At 45.3% G+C, this 19,570-nt stretch carries 18 protein-coding genes and 1 riboswitch; of the genes, 4 read left to right on the top strand and 14 right to left on the bottom strand.

The annotated features are described in order from the left end of the window. Positions 1-171: 171 nt before the first annotated feature. On the bottom strand, positions 172-1,095 hold the full coding sequence (locus OB236_RS21555) for a hypothetical protein (protein WP_262685833.1): 924 nt from the start codon (positions 1,093-1,095) through the stop codon (positions 172-174). Positions 1,096-1,354: 259 nt separating this feature from the next. Next, entirely contained in the window at positions 1,355-1,990 is a 636-nt protein-coding gene (locus OB236_RS21550) for an O-methyltransferase (RefSeq protein ID WP_262685832.1), read from the bottom strand. A 244-nt stretch (positions 1,991-2,234) separates the two neighbouring features. On the opposite strand from OB236_RS21550, the gene OB236_RS21545 reads away from it, so the two are divergent. Together OB236_RS21545 and OB236_RS21540 are read left to right on the top strand one after the other, a co-directional pair. Further along, positions 2,235-3,386 (top strand): THUMP domain-containing class I SAM-dependent RNA methyltransferase, encoded by a 1,152-nt coding sequence (locus OB236_RS21545; protein ID WP_262685831.1) that lies wholly within the window; start codon positions 2,235-2,237, stop codon positions 3,384-3,386. 48 nt (positions 3,387-3,434) lie between these two features. Beyond that, on the top strand, positions 3,435-4,784 hold the full coding sequence (locus OB236_RS21540; protein WP_262685931.1) for a TrkH family potassium uptake protein: 1,350 nt from the start codon (positions 3,435-3,437) through the stop codon (positions 4,782-4,784). Between the two features lie 98 nt (positions 4,785-4,882). On the opposite strand, the gene OB236_RS21535 is transcribed toward OB236_RS21540, so the two are convergent. From OB236_RS21535 to thrC, 5 genes are all read right to left on the bottom strand, one after another. Beyond that, positions 4,883-5,797, bottom strand: coding sequence for a DHH family phosphoesterase (locus tag OB236_RS21535; RefSeq protein WP_076229154.1), 915 nt, complete (start codon positions 5,795-5,797; stop codon positions 4,883-4,885). Between the two features lie 207 nt (positions 5,798-6,004). Continuing rightward, positions 6,005-6,301: a hypothetical protein gene (locus OB236_RS21530; RefSeq protein ID WP_262685830.1), complete on the bottom strand. Its 297-nt coding sequence runs from the start codon at positions 6,299-6,301 to the stop codon at positions 6,005-6,007. A gap of 85 nt (positions 6,302-6,386) precedes the next feature. Then, a riboswitch (cyclic di-GMP riboswitch) is annotated at positions 6,387-6,479 on the bottom strand. Between the two features lie 253 nt (positions 6,480-6,732). After that, positions 6,733-6,954 (bottom strand): DUF1450 domain-containing protein, encoded by a 222-nt coding sequence (locus OB236_RS21525; RefSeq protein WP_076229152.1) that lies wholly within the window; start codon positions 6,952-6,954, stop codon positions 6,733-6,735. 37 nt (positions 6,955-6,991) lie between these two features. Continuing rightward, entirely contained in the window at positions 6,992-7,294 is a 303-nt protein-coding gene (locus tag OB236_RS21520) for a heme biosynthesis protein HemY (RefSeq protein WP_076229151.1), read from the bottom strand. An 89-nt stretch (positions 7,295-7,383) separates the two neighbouring features. Beyond that, on the bottom strand, positions 7,384-8,667 hold the full coding sequence (thrC, locus tag OB236_RS21515; protein ID WP_262685828.1) for a threonine synthase: 1,284 nt from the start codon (positions 8,665-8,667) through the stop codon (positions 7,384-7,386). Positions 8,668-8,833: 166 nt separating this feature from the next. Between thrC and OB236_RS21510 the strand changes: the two genes are divergently transcribed. Beyond that, positions 8,834-9,721, top strand: a complete 888-nt coding sequence (locus OB236_RS21510) for a LysR family transcriptional regulator (protein WP_262685827.1) — start codon at positions 8,834-8,836, stop codon at positions 9,719-9,721. A 17-nt stretch (positions 9,722-9,738) separates the two neighbouring features. Here OB236_RS21510 and OB236_RS21505 read toward each other — a convergent pair whose 3' ends face one another. The 7 genes from OB236_RS21505 to OB236_RS21475 form a co-directional block, all read right to left on the bottom strand. Further along, the gene (locus OB236_RS21505) at positions 9,739-11,958 is read right to left on the bottom strand and encodes a helix-turn-helix domain-containing protein (RefSeq protein WP_262685826.1); all 2,220 of its coding nucleotides are present in this window, start codon (positions 11,956-11,958) and stop codon (positions 9,739-9,741) included. A gap of 238 nt (positions 11,959-12,196) precedes the next feature. Further along, complete coding sequence (locus tag OB236_RS21500) at positions 12,197-13,834, bottom strand: extracellular solute-binding protein (RefSeq protein ID WP_262685825.1); 1,638 nt, start codon at positions 13,832-13,834, stop codon at positions 12,197-12,199. Between the two features lie 36 nt (positions 13,835-13,870). Further along, a complete protein-coding gene (locus OB236_RS21495; RefSeq protein ID WP_076229146.1) occupies positions 13,871-14,746 on the bottom strand; it encodes a carbohydrate ABC transporter permease in 876 nt (291 codons plus the stop codon). Between the two features lie 12 nt (positions 14,747-14,758). Beyond that, complete coding sequence (locus OB236_RS21490) at positions 14,759-15,613, bottom strand: ABC transporter permease (RefSeq protein WP_262685930.1); 855 nt, start codon at positions 15,611-15,613, stop codon at positions 14,759-14,761. A gap of 375 nt (positions 15,614-15,988) precedes the next feature. Next, the gene (locus OB236_RS21485) at positions 15,989-16,402 is read right to left on the bottom strand and encodes a hypothetical protein (protein ID WP_262685824.1); all 414 of its coding nucleotides are present in this window, start codon (positions 16,400-16,402) and stop codon (positions 15,989-15,991) included. A 124-nt stretch (positions 16,403-16,526) separates the two neighbouring features. After that, positions 16,527-17,213, bottom strand: coding sequence for a PIG-L deacetylase family protein (locus OB236_RS21480; protein ID WP_262685823.1), 687 nt, complete (start codon positions 17,211-17,213; stop codon positions 16,527-16,529). Positions 17,214-17,308: 95 nt separating this feature from the next. After that, positions 17,309-18,580: an alpha-L-fucosidase gene (locus tag OB236_RS21475; RefSeq protein ID WP_262685822.1), complete on the bottom strand. Its 1,272-nt coding sequence runs from the start codon at positions 18,578-18,580 to the stop codon at positions 17,309-17,311. Positions 18,581-18,716: 136 nt separating this feature from the next. On the opposite strand from OB236_RS21475, the gene OB236_RS21470 reads away from it, so the two are divergent. Next, positions 18,717-19,535: a helix-turn-helix transcriptional regulator gene (locus OB236_RS21470; protein WP_262685821.1), complete on the top strand. Its 819-nt coding sequence runs from the start codon at positions 18,717-18,719 to the stop codon at positions 19,533-19,535. Positions 19,536-19,570 lie beyond the last annotated feature (35 nt).

Raw genomic sequence — 19,570 nt, 5'->3', positions numbered from 1 at the left:
CTCCTAACCATTCGTACACTTTTAGGATAAAGAAAACTATTTAAAAAGAAATGGGGTTAAAAATAAAATTTTTCTTAAACTTCTACATCTATTTAGGTTCAATTGATGGAAATATGATGTGGTAAGTGTCATTTTATTCTAGCGCATTACTTTTTACAATTAAAAATCACTTTAGTGACGTCGGGCCATTTGCATTTCAAGAACGCGATCCCGAGTATCTACTGGACGGCACTGCTTCAAGACGCCTTGTTCATATATGAAAAAAGCGTAGGCATCATTATTGCCGATTTGAATCAGGTGCTGTCCATTCTCAATAAAAAGGGATGAGTAAGAAGGTGTCTCGTCAGCCATATCCGGGGACAGACTGCTCGATTGCAGAACGGTCGATTCAAAGCGCTCATGCTCTGTGACCCACCGATGGATCTCCAGAGCGGGAGGCACCCAGTCCGTCTGGTTGCCGATCCATTCAGGGACACCATCGCTGTCAAGATCCATCGGAATCGCGGTCTGCCCTTGAAAATCAACTACATTCCAAGAATCGGTATCGTGGTGATAAGTCAGCAGCCCCTTTTTTGCACCAATCGAGCCAAAAGGGATTTCAATAACGGCACCGGAAACTTCCCCAGTCAAAAAGCTTAAAGGATGGATCCAGGCTTGATTTTCATCAAAATTGGACATGTCGCCCAACTTCCATTCCGAATTCCTACCCTTGAGATATCCGGTTAAACCTAAGGAGGCATCCTCATTTGTATATACAAGAACTTCCGCCTCAGACCCGGGAAGAACAAAGCTTTGGATAAGCTTCGACCCGATAGGAGGAGTGTCCTTCTCTAAGGGTTGTCCCAAACTTTCTTCAAAGGGAATAACTACATGCTCAGGAAACAAGTCAGGCCTATAGACCGGATGTTGATCACTTTGTTCAGATATTGTTGTCGACATACCGTTGTATTGCATGACTTGATCATTACTGCACGCGAGAGTGCTAAGCAGTATCAGCATCATTATGCCTGCACGCTGGATTGTGTTCGTCAATATGTAATCCCTCACTTCTTGTAGACATATATAAACATTCTGCCATCCTGTTTTCTGTCTCATTTACAAATAACTCCATATGTTAAACGTAAAAAGCAATGCATTTGTTTCGTTATCCCTTTCTGCCAGCAAAATAAAGGGCTACCGATTTTCACCACAGTAATCTTGTTGCCCTGATCGTTCACTTCACCTTATCCATAAGCTTAAAGAAGTGTCCTAATAATAGCTTACATCATTTAAAGTCCCCAACAAAAAGACCATGCTCTCGACAGCCAATAATGATGGCTTGTGAGGACATGGTCTTTTTTAATGGAGCTGTTTGCTAGCGTACACGAGCAATAGCCAATCCGTCATATGCCGGTAGAACAACGCCTTCAAGCCGTGGATCACTTGCCATGCTTTGATTGAACTGACGCATCTTGGTCACTGCATTCCCGTTCTGCTCAGGATCCATAGCTCGACCATGCATCAGCGCATTGTCCCCCATAATAATGGCTCCTGGGTTGGCCAACTTAATCGCCCATTCCAGGTAGTTCGGATAGTTCCCCTTATCCGCATCGATAAAAAAAACATCAAATTTCTGCCCTTCATCTGCAAGCTGCTGTAAATGATGCAGAGCCTCTCCCACCCGATACTCGATCTTGTCCCCAAGTCCAGCCTCATTGAGATGCTGCTGAGCAACATCGGCATATTCCTTCTTAAGCTCCAGCGAAATCAGCTTACCTTGATCACCCAAGCCGCGAGTTAAACAAATTCCACTATAGCCGCCCAAAGCACCAATTTCCAAAATACGCTGAGCTCCAGTCATTTTGACCAGTAAAGTCAACAGCTTGCCATAACCTGGAGCTATGGAAATCTCCGGCATGCTGCGGCTCCGTATCCCTTCCTTCACTTGTTCCAACTGCTCGTCGCGAGTCAACAATGATTCCACATATTCCTCAGCAGATAACTGCGTCATCCTATAATTCCCCCTTATATTGTATAAACCAACCTTATCACCTATAATATCAGAAGCATATGTTTTAACCGGAGGTTAAGCGGACTGATATTTCAAGGAAACATACCTTTATAACGCGGTCGCCCATCCTTGATTGACTTCGATCCTTGTTTACTTATAATATCAGAAGCATATGTTTTAACCGATGGTGTTTATAACAACATTGTATGGCTTTTCCAATAAGAGTTCAACTGGAGTGTGTAAGATGTCTGAAATTCAATTAATCGCCACTTGTCCTATGGGTCTTGAGGCTATTCTAGCTCGTGAGATACGCGATTTGGGCTATGAAAATACAACTGTCGAAAATGGTCGGGTTAACTTCACAGGTGACGAGCTGGCGATATGTCGTGCCAATTTATGGCTGCGCACAGCGGATCGCGTGCTTGTCAAAATGGGCCAGTTTGAAGCCCGCACCTTCGATGAGCTATTCGAGGGCACCAAGGCGCTGCCATGGGCAGACTGGATTCCCGAAGATGCCGAATTCCCTGCGCAAGGACGCTCTCACAAGTCTCAGCTATCCAGCGTTCCTGCCTGTCAAGGTATCGTAAAAAAAGCCGTCGTCGAAAGCCTGAAGCAGCACTATCATACCGAATGGTTTCCCGAGACGGGAGCTCGCTTCGTAATGGAAGTCTCGCTATTGAACGATATCGCTACGCTGACGCTTGATACAACAGGTCCAAGCTTACACAAGCGTGGCTATCGCAAAATCGCAACTGAAGCGCCGCTAAAAGAAACGATGGCCGCAGCTATCGTACTGCTCAGCCGTTGGCGAGTGGAGCGTCCACTGTACGATCCATTCTGCGGCTCGGGAACCATCCCTATCGAGGCTGCTATGATCGGCTGGAACATCGCTCCGGGGCAACGACGCTCTTTTGCTGCTGAGGCGTGGCCGATAATTCCCGCATCACTATGGGACCAAGCCAGGGATGAGGCTTATGATCTGGTAAAAGACGATGTGCCACTCGAAATTATCGGCTCGGATATTGATAAGAATGCGATTGACATCGCACTCGCCGCGGCCAAGTCAGCCGGACTTGCGCGTGAATTAAGATTCCAGGTGCTTCCAGTGGCCAAAGCCAAACCACAAGGCGATTACGGCTGTATCATTACCAATCCTCCATATGGAGAGCGTCTGGGAGATCTGAAAGAAGTGGACAAGGTTCTCCGTGACCTTGGCTTGCTCGCCCTTCATCTGCCAACATGGTCCAGCTTTATTTTGAATCCGAACAAGCAGGTTGAGCACTTCATGAGCCGACCTGCTGACAAAAAGCGCAAGCTGTATAATGGACGGATTGAGTGCCATTTGTTTCAGTATTTTGCTCCGGGTGGATTGTATGGTCCACGTCGGGAATCTTAAGAATACAATCGCCCTGATGCTTTGACATCAGGGTTTTATTATGAGGTGATTGATCTGAGTCGTATCCATTGGAAACCTATCAAGCTAAGCCCTCAACAAACACTTGCCTTGGGGTTTGCGGTCATTATCGTCCTGGGCTCGTTCTTGCTGTGGATGCCAGCTGCTTCTGTCGAAGGAAGTTCGCTCAGCTATATTGATGCCTTATTTATGGCGACCTCGGCAACCTGTGTAACCGGTTTGATTCTGGTCGATACGGCAACCCATTTCACTCATTTCGGACAAATTGTCCTGCTAGTCATGGTGCAGCTGGGCGGATTGGGATTCATGACCATGACCACCTGGTTCGCGATCGTCGTCAGAAAACGAATCTCCTTGAGGGAACGACTTGTCCTGAAGGAATCGTTGAACCAAATATCGATCGAAGGCATCGTCCGACTCATCAAAAATGTGGTGGTCTATTCCTTAGTTGTAGAAAGTATAGCCGCCTGCATCTTTGCGATCCGCTGGTCCTTTGAAATGCCCTTGGGCAAAGCCATATACTATGGAGTGTTCCACGCTGTGTCATTGTTCAATAACGCCGGATTCGAGCTCGTTGGTGGTTACAGGAACCTGACGCCTTATGTCGACGATTTTGTGATTAATACGGTATCGATGATCCTCGTCATTTTGGGTGGAATCGGCTTCATCGTGATGTCCGAACTCATTGATTACCCAAAAACACGACAGCTTTCCCTTCATAGTAAAATTGTGCTTTCCGTTTCAGGCTTTTTGGTCGTTTTTGGAGCGCTTGTCATTTTTATTTTTGAATTTTCCAACACCCATACGCTGGGTCCCTTACCTGTATTTGATAAGATCCTCGCTGCTTTTTTTCAATCAGTCAGTACAAGATCCTCAGGCACCAACACGGTAGACATAACGAGCTTGAGGCAGGCTACCCAGTTTTTCATGATCCTCCTGATGTTTATCGGTGCAGCTCCTGGATCAACGGGCGGTGGAATTAAAGTAACTACCTTTGCCATACTGATTGGAGCCATGATTACGATGATCCGGCGAAAAGAAGATGTTGTGCTGTTTCGATACCGTTTGGCGCAAGAGTACACACATCGTGCTCTTACCGTAACCTTCCTTTCCCTGCTGCTCATCTTCATTGTAACCATGCTGCTGCTTGCTACACACGACTATTCTTTTTTAATGATCTTGTTTGAAACCACCTCTGCTTTTGGAACGGTTGGACTGAGTATGGGACTCACTCCGCATTTAACATTCACTGGAAAAATAGTGATAATTCTGATGATGTATGCGGGAAGATTAGGACCCGTCACGCTCTCATACGCCTTGCAGCCCAAAAATAAAAAGGAACTGTACCACTATCCTGAAGGTAAAATCACAATTGGATAAACGCAGCAAAAAAAGAATCAGGCTCACGGAACAGCGCAACCAAACGGCGCAGCTCCGGTACCTGATTCTTTATGCGTTTAATGCTAATTCTAACTACATTATCCGTTCTGCTTCATCGTTTCAACCAGCTCATGCAGCACCTTGCCGGCATCATCATAAGGGACTTGGCACGTTCCTGCCGCCTTATGCCCGCCGCCGCCATTTGCAAGCATCAAAGCGCCTACGTCGGTGTTGGAGGTACGATTGATAATGCTGTGACCGCAGGCAAACACACAATTTTGCTTGTTTCGGCCATCGACGATCCAGATCGAAATATTTTGTTCCGGATACAAGGCGTACACCATAAATCGATTGCCCGGATAAATCGTTTCCACGTTGCGCAGATCGGTGACAATCACATTGCCGTCTGCATATGTATGCTGCTTTAACATCGCTTTATAGTCGACGTCCAATTCAAAATAACGCTTTGTCCGCTCTACAACATCCGGCAGCTGCATAATCTCGTCAACCGTCATCGTCGCACAGTGATCGACCAAATCCTCCATCAGCTGATAATTGCTGATTCTATAATCACGGTAGCGTCCTAATCCAGTGCGGGCATCCATGATGAAGGACAATAAATCCCAGCCTGAAGGATTCAAAATATCATCTGCAGAGAACTGCGCGGAATCCGCTTTATCCACACCCTGCATAATGTTATCGATATCACCAAAACGTTCCTTGCCACCATAGTAATCATATACAACACGGGCAGCGCTTGGTGCGACACGGGTCTCGCCTTTATATACGATTTCTGGGCCTGTCCGCTCCAACTCACTCGAATGGTGGTCAAACCATAAACCGCAGCCGGGTACATACGGGACATTCGCCAAAATATCATTTTCATTGACTTCAACCAATCCATCCTGCATATCCTTCGGATGAACGAATTTCATTTCGTCGATCATTCCCATTTTTTTAAAGAGCATTGCACATACCAAGCCATCAAAGTCGGATCGTGTAATTAAACGCATGGTCTTTCCTCCTATATAGTCCCGTTGAACTATAGTAATCTATCTATTATTATAAACAATGGACCTAATAGAGACAATAGCTGGAAGCAGAAAAAAGCATACCTTTGGCCGTGTCAGCTCCAAGATACACCTGCATAATCTCCTAAATATAACCAGATTCCATTTTATTTATCTACATCGCATGTCAATATTATTTCCATTCTCTACTTAGGCGAGACTCTGCTCATTAGTACGAAAGCTTAAATAGTGATATAAGCTAACAAATAAGTCATTTTCCAGATCACAGCGAATCGACAGCTTGACCTCTCCGCGCCAGTAGAATGTTATCAGATGTCCGGTTTTCCCCATCACCATTTCTACATCCCACCATGGATTCCGCAAATCAAATATCTCACGGTTAATAAACATCTTGGGGCCATCATTCGACAAATAAATGCCGATCATGTCGGTGCCAACCTTCGTATAAAATCCGGTTCTTGTCATCAAATTTCTATTTTCGTTCATCTATGATCCACCTCTCTTATCTCTCAAACAAAAAGACTCCTGATCCACTGGTCAGGAGTCGCAGTTATATGCGCATCACAGTACCTTCGGCAGCTGGCTGGCTGGGTGCATCTTGCTTGCACCGTAAGCCCCTATAGTTTTGCGTCACAAGTTTCCACTTGCTTTGCCATTATCGAGAATTGAGCTATAATTATTCGACAAGTTTAAGCATATAAGATAAGAAGCTCATTATAAATGAATCTGTAGACCCAATTAATCATATTATACAAGTCTAATTACCTAAACTTTCATTAATTATAAATGACACTATGATATTACAAGGTCACTATCGTACCCTTTGATGTCATCCTGAGAAGTAACTGAACATGAAAATATAAATTTTCCTAACACAAAAGAGGGCTTTCGCCCCCTTCATGTAAAACCACATATAATTATTTTACATATTTCTTAACCTTTTCAATTGCCTCGTCCTCAGTAGCCCCAGTCACATAACGCCCATTAATATATATAAAAGCAAATCGTGAGCAGGGACCGCAATAAGATTTGCAGGCTACTTTGATGTCAGCGTCCGGGGCCAGCTTTTGCAGCTTGGATACGGCCGTCTTCATCTTCATATGCTTGCACTTATCACAGACGCGAATATCGTTTGCCATAACTTACAAATCCTCTCATATCCCATGAATACACAGCTTAGTGATCGCCGTGATTCCCTTTACCCGGATTGGTGACTGCAAAGCCTTCCTCCGGTGTGTAGAAATAATCGATGCGGATTCCATCCAGTAAAGGCTCGTCCTTCTTCAAAACCACATCAATTCCTTTATCGGTGCTAACTACAACGTCATCTTCAGTCGGCTTGTCCATCCCCATACCATAATGCGCATGGTCACCATGGCTATGCGTAATATAGATGCGAACCTTTAAATCTTTGTCTTCTTCTTTTTCCAGCTCAGCCAATAAGACTTTCGCTGCATTACGTGAAATTTTAACGTTCATTTCCTCTGCCCACTCCCTGTATGCTTTTCTCCTTATTGTAAAGAAACCACTCTCGGAAATCAACCCATTATATAGCTATTTGACGGTTATTACAGTTCTGTAATAAATCGACGCACCTCGTCCAGAGTCAGATCGGGTGTATGCAGGACGGAAGGAGCTGCTTCTGAAGGTGCCAAGGTGCCTTTATACAATGCCTCTATCGCCTCCGTATCCTTCAAAATATGTCCGGTAAGCAGACACACCGCTGTGCATTCCTTATCGATAATACCGGCAGCAGCAAGCTTTTTCAGCCCTGCTACTGAAGCTGCAGATGCAGGCTCACAGCCGATACCGCTGCGGTCGATTCGATCTTTGGCCAGCATGATTTCCTCGTCAGTCACCGATACGGTCACACCTTTCGTATACTTGATAGCATACTGCAGTGCCTTCTTCCAGCTGGGCGGATTCCCGATATTCATTGCCGTTGCCCGTGTATAGGGATTCCTTACAGGCTTAAGCTGGGCATCTCCTTGAGCAACCATCTGGTGAAACGGACTGGCCCCCTCCGCCTGAACAACGGCAACGCGTGGCAGCTTATCAATCATCCCGAGCTCCTTTAGCTCGTACAAGCCTTTGCCCAATGCAGTTGCATTGCTTAATGCACCTCCCGGAACTACGATCCAATCCGGCATTTGCCAACGCAGCTGCTGGGCAATTTCAAATACAATGCTCTTCTGACCTTCGATTCGGAACGGATTGATCGAATTGCATACATATAAGCCGAGCTGCTCACTATGAAGCTCGCTAAAACGGATTCCATCATCATAAGTACCCTCAAATGATATCACCTGTGCGCCATAGGCGAGCGTCTGCAAAACTTTATTCATCGAAATATGGTGTTTGGGAAGAAAAACATACGAAGAGCAGCCCGCCCATGCAGCGTACATAGCGAGTGAGGACGACGTATTTCCTGTTGATGTGCAGGTAAACCGTCTATAGCCCAACGAACGGCCATAGGAAACCGCAACCGCCATGCCGTTATCCTTAAACGAGCCGCTCGGATTCTCGCTCTGTGCCTTCAACATCAGCCCGCGTACACCGGCAAATTCAGCCAAGGTCGCTGACGGGTATAGGCCTGTATTCCCTTCATATCTGCTCGTTATATAAGCATCCGGCAATTCCGGAGCAATCAATTCCTTATACCTCCACACACCACTTGCCCATGATGACATTCGATCGGCCAATCTGTTGTCGAACTCCAGTTTTAACCTTTCCCCATCTAAGCCCCGATAATCTTGCCTGACCTCCAGCAAGCCCCCGCAATCACATACAAAAGGGTTCCTTCTTTCCTCCAGCCTATAAGCCCTTTCGCAATCCAAACAAACAAATTTCATCGGATACACCGTCCCCTTCTATGAAGTGATGCCAGCCCTTGCAGCACGGCTGCTTATCTCTTACAATAGAAAAAAACGACTCATAAATATAATATCTAATTTTGATGAATACATCAATTACATTGATGATTCGCATGGAATAGCAGGAAGGGAGGACGCACCGAGGATGAATCTGCATGCGTTAAGGCTTTTTTATGAGGTTGCTTCCCGAGGCAGTGTCACCAAGGCTGCTGAAGCTATGCATATCAGCCAACCAGCCGTAACTGCACAAATCCGCAATCTGGAGCAGGAGCTTGCGCTCACGCTATTATCACCACAGGGGAGAGGTGTTTGTTTGAGTGAAGCCGGAGAGCTCGTATATACTCACGCAGCAAAACTATTTGCTTTAGAGCTGGAAATGACCCGACTGTTTACCGCGTATCGGGACGGTTCACTGGGTAAGCTGCGATTAGCCGCAACCTATCTTCCTGCCAATCATTTATTGCCAGCCTGGATGGCAGCTTTCAAGAGCAGTCACGAGCAAATAGAGCTATCCTTAACCACATCAAACTCGCGCGCTGCGTTTAACAAGCTGCTTCACTATGAGGCGGATTTGGCCTTCATTGGAGGCAGCAAAGAAGCTCCCGCAGGCTTGCTGCGCGAGGAGCTTCTGATGGATGAGCTATGGTTCGTCGTTCCGGGCCAACACCCGCTTGCAGGCAAGACGGTTGCTTTGGCTGAGATGCTGCAGCAGCCATTCGTGCTGCGCGAGGAAGGCAGTTCCTCACGGGAAACGTTGTTCGCAATTTGTCGGCAATATCAAGTTCAGTTCCCACAGATTGGCTTACAATTCAATGGCCAACACGAAACGATGCGTGCGGTTATGTCAGGCTACGGAGCCAGCTTCATATCCGCTCTGGAAGCAGCTGAATACATCCATCAGCAAGCATTGGCCAGAGTACATGTAGAAGGTATCCATGCACCCAATCCGATTGCCGTTTACCGCAGGTCTGATGACGATCTCTCCCCTGCATGTGAGCAGTTTCTGTCGCATGTGCATGCACACATCAACTGAATTTCAATTTATCTTTCTTATTTTTTCCGATAATCACTTGGAGAAATCCCGATCAATTTCTTAAAGGCACGAATAAAGGTAAAATAATGCACATAGCCAATTTGAACAGCGATATCCTGAATGGGCAGCTGTGTATCCTCAAGCATTTGCTTGGCGTGCTGAATGCGGATACCAGCTAAATAATCCACGAAGTTCTCACCAAATTCATCCTTGAAAATTCGGCTTACATAGCTTTTGTTCATTCCGAATTGTTCGCTTAACAATTGCAATGACATATCGGAGTTGGCATAATTTTCCTCAATATACTGCCTCACCTGATAAATAAGATGACGGTTATTGCGGCTCTCACGAATCCCCTTCCAGTTCTCCTCCACCTGAATCAATACAGCCAAATAGGTTTGTTTGATTTCTTCTGCCGTTTCATAAATTTGGAGCGCTTCGGTCATCGGGCCAAGCGCTGTTTGCTTCCACATCTCCACATATTCTGCCGGAAAATCGGAAAGCTCCTTCGTAAAAGTAAAACACATATAATTGATTAAATTAATGATTTCCTTCGAGGTATGTCCGCCTTTGCCCAGTACCGTAAAAAAATACTCGAACTGCTTGCGCCAATCCTCATTCCCACTTTTATATAGCTGCGTGATGGACCTCGTAAGCTCCAATAGATCAAATAGCTCAGCTTCTGTTTGACGAACTGTTTCTTTATAGACGATGACACGGTTGTTCCCAATTGAAGTCTTAAGCTGCAGCGCCTCCTTCGCCTGCTGAAATGATTTACGAATACCCGGCAGCTGCTCAAGCGTTGTACCGACGCCGATCGTTACCGTGAATTTCAGATTCGTCTCCACCCACGCCCTCAGCTGCTCCCCAATCGCGATCATTTGCGCCGACTGAGCCTCCTCGAAACGGCTCTCCGAGCTAAACATGACTCCCAGCGTTTCCGCAGACATCCATTCACTCCATACCTTCAAATCCTGCTCGGCAGCCAGCTCATCCCATACATTCGTAATAACAAACTTCAATAAATACTGGTCTCTATAGGAGTAGTTATGCGAAAAATCGCTCATACGATCAATTTCCACCAGGATAACGGCAAAATCCACACCATCCGTCTGCAGGCCGAAGCTTTTCATTTCCTCACGATATTCAACCTTGTCAATTTCCCGATCCCCATCCAACAACTCATGGAAAAAATGCTTCTTCCTGTACAGCAGATTAGTGTCGCTTTGACTCTGATAGCGATTCGCATAATCGATGATTTGATCCACAGCGGAATCGACAAAATGCAAAAGCTCCCGGCTCGTATTATCGATTTGCTGTTTACTGAAAAAGTCCGAAATTCGGTTAACGCTGGCATCAATCGGTCTGGCGTATCTTTTGGATAAATAGATGGTGCTAATTGTCGCCAACAGCACGAGAATCATGCCAGCAATGATCCAATTTGAATACAACTCAGATAGCAGCCCATATTCGTAGCCGTCCTTCAACCCGCTGCGGATCTCCAGATTGGAGACGCTTGAACGAAGCGAATACAAATCTCTTCCCCCTGCCTCATTGCTTGAAGCCAACAGATTTTCTTGCTTATCAAACAGCTTCACGTAGCTGACAGTTTGCTTGGACATATCCTGCAAAAGCGCTTGGAACGCATTGATATCGATATTAATGACTAACATGCCGTAAGGATTAGTGAACATGGGCAGCTTTTTGACCAATGAAAGCACGGGAACTGCCGAGGCTTGAGTTTCAAACTCCTTATATTGTCTCTTATCTGTCCAGTAGCTGGAAAAAGGCTTCTCGAGTTCCGTAACAATAAAATCGCGATCGGGAAAACGATCCAGCGTATGCATCGATTCGAGACTTAATATGCTTTGATCAGATATCCGGTAAAAATAAATCGAATGAATCATCGGAAAGCTCATTTTGATTTTACTGAAACGATTGGAGATCGCGCTATTCAATAAGTACGGACTCGCATCGTCATACTTTTGAAACATATAGTTTTGCAGTTCTTTATCGCTGTTGATCTCGGTGATCGTAATTTGGTCAATATTCTCAAGTAAGGAATCCAGCCGCTGGGTTACGTACTTCGTGAAAGCCTCGTTCGACTTTACGGTTTGTTTATTAGACAGATCGCTAAGCGTCATGAAAAACAGGAAGCTAAGTGCGAGCACAACCACATAAAGGATCGGCAGGTAAGTCGTGATCAGCTTAAAAAACCAAGGATTTTTTGTCCTCATGGGGTGCCTCCTAAAAGTTTTCGTAGAAAACTTACTTCGTAAGCGTAGGCTTGGTTTTCGAAGAAAACTTACTTCGTAAGCGTAGGCTTGGTTTTCGTAGAAAACTTACTTCGTAAGCATAAGCTTTGTTTTCGTAGAAAACCGAAAAAAGCGAACAGAAGCTGCCGACCGTAAATCCTGTCGACAGCCATGTGACTTCGTAACGCTTCAATAAACTAAAGAGCGTTTTCCAAACGAATTATTTGAAATTCATATCCAGCAAATCCTTTGGCGTCACCAATTGATCTTTATTTTTGCTGTACCAATCCTGATACCATTTCTCCAGCTTATCGCCATCTGATTTTTTCCACAGCGATTTGGCTTCCTGATCGGCCTGTTCAACGCTGTATCCGCTTCCGCTAACAATCGCTTTATTGTATAAGTCTTTAATCGGATTCGTTGTGTCGTTTAACGTTTTATTAATGAAATCCATATCGGAAGGCAGCTGCGGCATGTAGCTCCCCAAGGTGATGTTGGCTAGAGGCCGATCTTTAGTAATATTAATCTTGTACATGTCATTCATCAAATCCACAAATTCTTTTTCCATAGGCTTGCTTGTATCGAAGGATTTGATTTGCGTATCAAACTCGTTATACAAATATTGTCCACCGAGCATCCGCAAATCGCTGAGCCAATCAACTTCTTTTTTGTTTTTATCGGCATTGATGATCGTTTCTTTACCGTTCTCAATCTTATAATGCACACCCTCCTGACCAAAATAAGAAGCCTTAATCATCTCAGGCGAACTCAGGAAATCAACCAGCTTCATCACACCCTCCTGATCCTTCGTATCGGTGTTGACGACCGAGGTCATTTGCACGGGAGGATTAAACGGCGGAGTGAATTGGCCAAATGAGCTTTTCGGGAGCGGAATGACGATCAGCTTCGCGTCAGGCACATTTTTTTTCAACGTTTCGTAAGCACTGCTGTAAAAGCCACGAATACCTCCACCGGTGCCATAGATGCCTGTTTTACCTTGTACAAAGTCCTGTTGTGCCTTTTTGCCGTTTTTATCGGTTAAAAAGTCTTTGTCAATGATCCCCTCATCGAAAAGCTTTTTCTTAAACTCGGTTGCTTCCTTGAGACGGTCCCAATCCTTGACCCATTTGCCATCCTGCAAAATCCATGTTGTATTCTGGAATATATAATCAACCCACAGATCATTGCCGGGATTCGTTGTGCTCAAGTTCAAGCCGTATGTATCTTTCTTGCCGTTGCCGTCCGGGTCCTGATTAGCGAATGCTTTGGCGATTTGATACAGATCCTCGGTCGTTTCTGGCGCCTTCAAATTCAGTTTTTTCAGCCAATCCTCGCGTACAAGCACATAATGATAAGGTACATAACCTAGCACGCGGCCGAATTCATACAGCTTTCCGTCTTCCTTCATGCCCAATTTTTTGAGCAGCGGAAACTTGGTCAATTGTTCCTTGTACACCGTGCTGTATTTATTGATCATATCATCGATCGGCATAATTTGCTTTTGATTATAGAGCTGATTTCGGAACACACCATCATACTCCTGAATCAGATTCGGAGCGGAGCCCGATGCAAACAGCGTATTAAATTTTTGCACGGATTCCCCCCGCGGCACGGGCGAGAACGTAATGTTCATGTTCGTTTTTTCCTGTATCCATTTGGTCCACAGGTTATTTTCAATCGTTCCCACATCAGGTGGTATATTACCACGATCATACATGGACAGGCTGACGGTTTTTTTGGCTTTGGACGCGTCTCCGCTTGCCGTACCCGCTGATGGCTTGCTCTCGGAACAGCCGGCTAACGCCGTAGTCAGAGATAAGCTGATAATCGAAGCGACATAGATAGTTTTTTTGTTCATGAATAGTTGCCTCCTCATTTTTCTGATGCCTGTGATCTACCCTTTCACCGATCCGATCAAAACCCCTTTAACAAAATATTTTTGTAAAAACGGATACACAATTAACATGGGTACGGTCATTACGAATACACCGGCCGCTTTGATCGATTCTTCTGTAACCGAATTCAAATCCTCAGGCGATTGATTCGCTACATCCTGAAGCACCGTCTGGCTTTGTATCATTTGCTGCACCAATACGGCAACGTTGTATTTGGCGGTCGAATTAATATAAATCATCACGTTAAAGAACGAATTCCAGTGCGATACCGCATAAAATAAGACTAACGCTGCCATGACCGGCATCGATAATGGCAAAATAATCCGCAGCAGCAGGCCCACCTCGCTGCAGCCATCCATCCGCGCCGCTTCCTCAATTTCCTCCGGCAAGCCCATAAAAAACGAACGCATAACGAGCATATTGTACACACTGACCAGTGCCGGAAGCCAGAGCGCCCCGTAGGTATCAATTAACCCCAGCGATTTAACGACCAGATATGAAGGAATCAAGCCTCCACTAAACAGCATCGTGAAGATGATCGCCAGCGTGAAAAACTTGCGGCCATACATAAATTTTCTGGACAACGGATAAGCACAGCAAATCGTAAAAATCATGTTGAGTACCGTACCGACAATGGTGATAACCAAGCTGTTCTGAAAGCCGCTCAAGATCCGGGTACCGAAAAAAAGCTTATCATAAGATTCAATGTTCCAGCCAATGGGCCAAAGCGTCACACTGCCGGACACAATAGCCGCGTTGTTGCTGAGCGATAATGCGAACAAGTGCACCAAAGGCAGCAAGCAGCTTAACCCGATTATAGACAAAATGACATAGTTAAACGCGTAAAACCACTTTTCACCTAAAGTATCCTTCACGATACCACCCCTTTACCACAGTCCTTGATCGAATCGTCTAGCAATACGGTTGGCCATAACCACGAGGAACAAGCCTACAAAGGATTCAAAAAAACCCATCGCCGCAGCTAAGCTGAAACGTCCACCATTGATGCCGACCTTGAAATTCCATGTGGAAATAACCTCGGACACATTGGAAACCACTGAATTTTGCAGCACATACACTTGGTCAAACCCAACCTCCATGACATGACCTACAGATAGAATAAACATAATGATAATGGTCGGTCGGATTGATGGAAGCGTAATATGCCATATCTTTCGCATTTTCCCTGCTCCATCCATAGAAGCCGATTCGTATAGCGCCGGATCAATTGCAGCTAGAGCAGCTAAATAAATGATTGCGTTCCAGCCTGCGCTTTTCCAAATACCTGAACCTACAAAGATCGCGATCCATGAAGTTGGGTTATACAGAAATGGAAATGCACTTCCAAGCAGCGGCGCAAGCCAGTGATTCACAATCCCTTTTTCCTGTGAAAAAATAAGGATAATCAAGCCCCCGATAATAACCCAATGCAAAAAATGAGGTAAATACACAACCGTTTGAACGATACGTTTGAACCACATCTTTCTGGCTTCATTCAGAAAAATAGCGAGCAGGATCGGAAACGGAAATCCGACAATCACCTGCAGAAAGCTTAATACAAATGTATTGCGAATGATCTCAATCATCTTCGGTTGGGTAAATAACAGTCGGAAGTTATCCAGTCCTACCCAGGGGCTTCCCCAAATGCCATCATGAAAGTTATAGTTCTTGAAGGCTATGACAAGCCCTGCCATAGGTGCATATCGAAAGATGAGAAAATAAAGGACAACCGGTGCAAACATAAGCAGGATCGGTATATTTTGCCGGAATCTCTTTTTATCCCATTTCCTTGAGCTGGAACGCACTTTGATGGATTCTGATTGTACTTGTGATTGGATGACTTCCACACTCCTTCCTGTGGGATCGTGTTGAATCGGCTGCAGCCTATCTTCAAGTTAGCGGAACAGCTTCATTTATTCAATTCACCATTTTCCATATGCCACACATATCTTTACTGAAGCCTTATGGAGCGCATAATCACCTATTTTGCACACCACACGTTTCTTGCTTAGAGGGCATAACAAAAAGAGAGTACCCTGTCATGTACCCTCTGAGAGCAAGCTTATTATCAAGTTATACGGCTGTAAGTAAAGGCTTTATGTATCACGTGCACCTTGTTATGACGAATAATCATCCGTGCTATACACATAAAACCCTGACACTCTATTCGCGGCAACACCTGCCCAGCTGTGGAACAGATGGCTGTCAAAAGGGTGTCCTACGAGCCATGGAGCCGCTGCGATCTGCAAGAGTAAGCCTTCACCCAACATGAGCCAAACGAGCAGAACTTGATTGGCTTCAGTAATCTCAGCTGGCTTACGAACAAATCTGTAATAAGCTGCAGAACCAAACCCATACAATAGAACAGCCAGCACAGCAAAGGGTATCGTGTAGGAGGACGAATGTCGTCCTGTCTCTCCCCATAGACTATCGTTATAATAACTCCAAATTGAACATAAACTCAGGCCGATGAATAGCAGTGATTGTGCAGACAGGGTTGTCTTCAGTTTGTAGGCGATAGGATTGCTCATCTCCCGCACTCCTTTATACATTTCGATGAAAGTAAACTTTCCATCTCTTGTGTATAATCATAGCTTCCTTAACTGAAAGCCCTCTGAATGTGGACTGAATATGCAATGAGAGTTTGCCGTTAAGCTACAAGAGCGCCCCTTGATCATAAGCCAGCACAAACGATTCGTATCTTCGTGACTCAGGACAAACGATCAAATCGCCAAAATGCCGATGTATAGCTAGAATTTGTGATTGATGCGCCCGCAGCGCTTCAGCCTTCATTGCCCAATGAGGCAAAGTATCGATAATCAAAGAAGGCTTATAGCCATCCTCAGCCAATTTTGCGGTAAAGTAGTAATACAGCTGTTCCACAGAAGGACATCTTCCGCTTAATACTGCCGCAGTCGTTATTTGGGAAATAGCGACATGATCCGGGTGGTAGTTACCACCGTCCTCAGGAAAGCTGACAACGACCTTTAGCTGATGCTTGTTAATAAAATCAACAACCGCATCAACGAATGGAGCGGTCTCCACTTCCTTTAGCTTCCCATCCGGATAACCCAAATGCTCGACAACAGCCAACCCAAGAATTTGTGCGGCACGCTCCATTTCCTGCGTTCTTACTTCCGCAAGCTCTTCATTCGTAGAATGTGCGAAAGCCCCATTTTTCTTACCAGCATCCCCTTTGGTTGCCAGCAGCAGTACAGGCTCCTCTCCACGATCTGCCAGCTCTCGGATTAGACAAGCACTCAAAAAAGTTTCATCATCCGGGTGTGCATATATAAAACCGACCTTGTGCCATGATTCCATAGACATCTTCCCTTCTCTCATACATCTGCTCCCTTTACTGTTGTAAATTGATCAAACAAATGCAGACCCAGTATATCAATCTTTGGATCGACTTGCCAGAGGGTCGGATTCGTCCTTTATTCAGTCACATCCTCACCGAATTCCAGCTTGATAACCAGCACTTCATCTGTGATCTCGTTAATTGGCAGATTACGGATACGTAAATAAGCACGTTCCTGCCAATACCATGGTAGCAGTTCCACGCTCGACTCGAGTTCTTGACCATTATTGAGCAGTATAGCCCGCTTAGGAAGCACATCGAGTGGCTTCAAGATCACCGTATTGCTCTGAAGATCGCGATAAGCATGAACATAAACGGTATTGCCCTTGCGCGTCAACAAGACATGATCCCGGAACACACGGTTCTTCACTTCGTTAGCTGACTCGATTTCATCCTTGCCTCCCATGTACGAAGCCGGTATAGTTCCCTCAAAGGATTCCCGAATCTTCTTGTACCATCGCCCGATTCGTCGAAGCGTGTTTGCGTTCTCACTAGTGATCGTACCGTCTGGCCTGGGTCCCACGTTCAGTAAATAATTGCCTCCCATAGCCAAAATTTTGTCAACACTCTGTATCAGAAATTTGTCAGAATAATAGTCCTCGTTCTCGCGATAACCCCAGCTTTCTCGTCCAATCGATTGGCAAGCTTCGGTAGGAGTAAGGAAAGAACCTCCTTCGGGAACATGACGCTCAGGAGTACTGTAATCGCCTTCATCAGGACCGCGGTTATTAATCAAAATACCCGGCTGTAGAGATCGAACCAGCTCATTCAGTGAAGGATCATGGTATTCAGCGACGTTAACGTCCCAGAACAGCTGGTATATAGGCCCATAGTTCGTTAAAAGCTCCCGTAATTGCTTGGTCACATATTCGTAATATCGATTGATATCGGGCTCATCTCCCGGGCGGGGACCGAACATCTCGTGATGTCTGCCCATATTCGGATAATTGGGATGATGCCAGTCCGGGCAAGAATAGTAAAGACTCAACGGAAAATTACGTTTTCGGCAGGCTTCTGCCAGTATCGCTAATACATCCTTACCATAAGGTGTATGGGTAATCTTATAATCCGTATGTGAGGTGTCCCACATGCAGAAGCCATCATGATGCTTGGTGGTAAAGCACAGGTATTGCATCCCTGCCTCTTGGGCCAGATCAAGCCATGCCTCTGGATCAAACTCGATTGGGTTGAATTCATGAATCAGCTTTTCATAATCGTTCCGCTTCACATTACCTCTCCACAATATTTGTTCGTGCCAGGCTGGAATAGCATACAAGCCCCAGTGAACGAATAAACCAAAGCGCATATCGAAAAATCTGTCGCGTGCATCCTTAAATCTTGGAATCATAGTCCATCCTCCTGAAATCGAAATAGTAGCTCCGTTCACCTTTATCATAATCGTTCCCATTTACAGTAAACATCCAGTTTGTTAACCTGTTTGTAGTAAATAGTAACTATGATTTCACTAAAGGTAGGTACAAGCCATGTATAATTCAGCGAATGATTCCCTGCGGACTTTACTATCCAACCTCCAGGTAGATGTCATTATCGCAAATGTCCAAACGGTAGGTATGGACTGGAAGCGAGAAAACTATGTGCACAGTTTTAACCGATTGTATTTCATTATCGAAGGGGAGGGCCGGATTGAGGTCGATGGTATTGTCTATTACCCTAAGCCTGGCCAGCTTGTTATTATGCCTTGCCATGTTTTGCAGTCCTATTCGACTATCAATGATCATCCGTTTCATAAATATTGGTGCCATTTCACAGCGCGTGTAGGCAGCAGGGATTTATTGGAGATGTACCGTTTTCCAGTGTGCATCGACGTCCTCTCAAGCTCCGAGGTTGAGAACTGGTTCAGCCGAATGATCAGCGAAATGAAGAAACAGACGCCCTCTTCTATTCTTAATATCCAGGCTTCAATGCTTCAATTAATAGGTTTGTTCATCGATCATGGCTTTGAACAAACGGCAATTCCCTCATCCACCACGCAAAAGTTGAGCCGCGTGTTTCAATTTATCGAACAAAATCTGGAACATAAAATAACGATCGAGCAGCTTGCCAGCTTGGTCCATTATCATCCGAATTATTTCATCCGGGCATTTCATTCTGTAATGGGCTGCTCTCCCATCCAATACATCAACCGGATGAGGCTTGACAAGGCCAGACAAATGCTTTCTACCGATATGACCATTGGAAGCATTGCCCGTGCAGTAGGTATCGAGCAGCATAACTTTTCGACGATGTTCAAAAGCTACACCGGCTTTTCACCCAGAGACTTCAGACAAATGCTCATGCGATAGATGCTGTCGGGAACTGTGGAATCATCCATACGGGA

The organism is Paenibacillus baimaensis (genome assembly GCF_025567575.1).
This window is presented reverse-complemented; position numbering and strand designations above follow the sequence as displayed.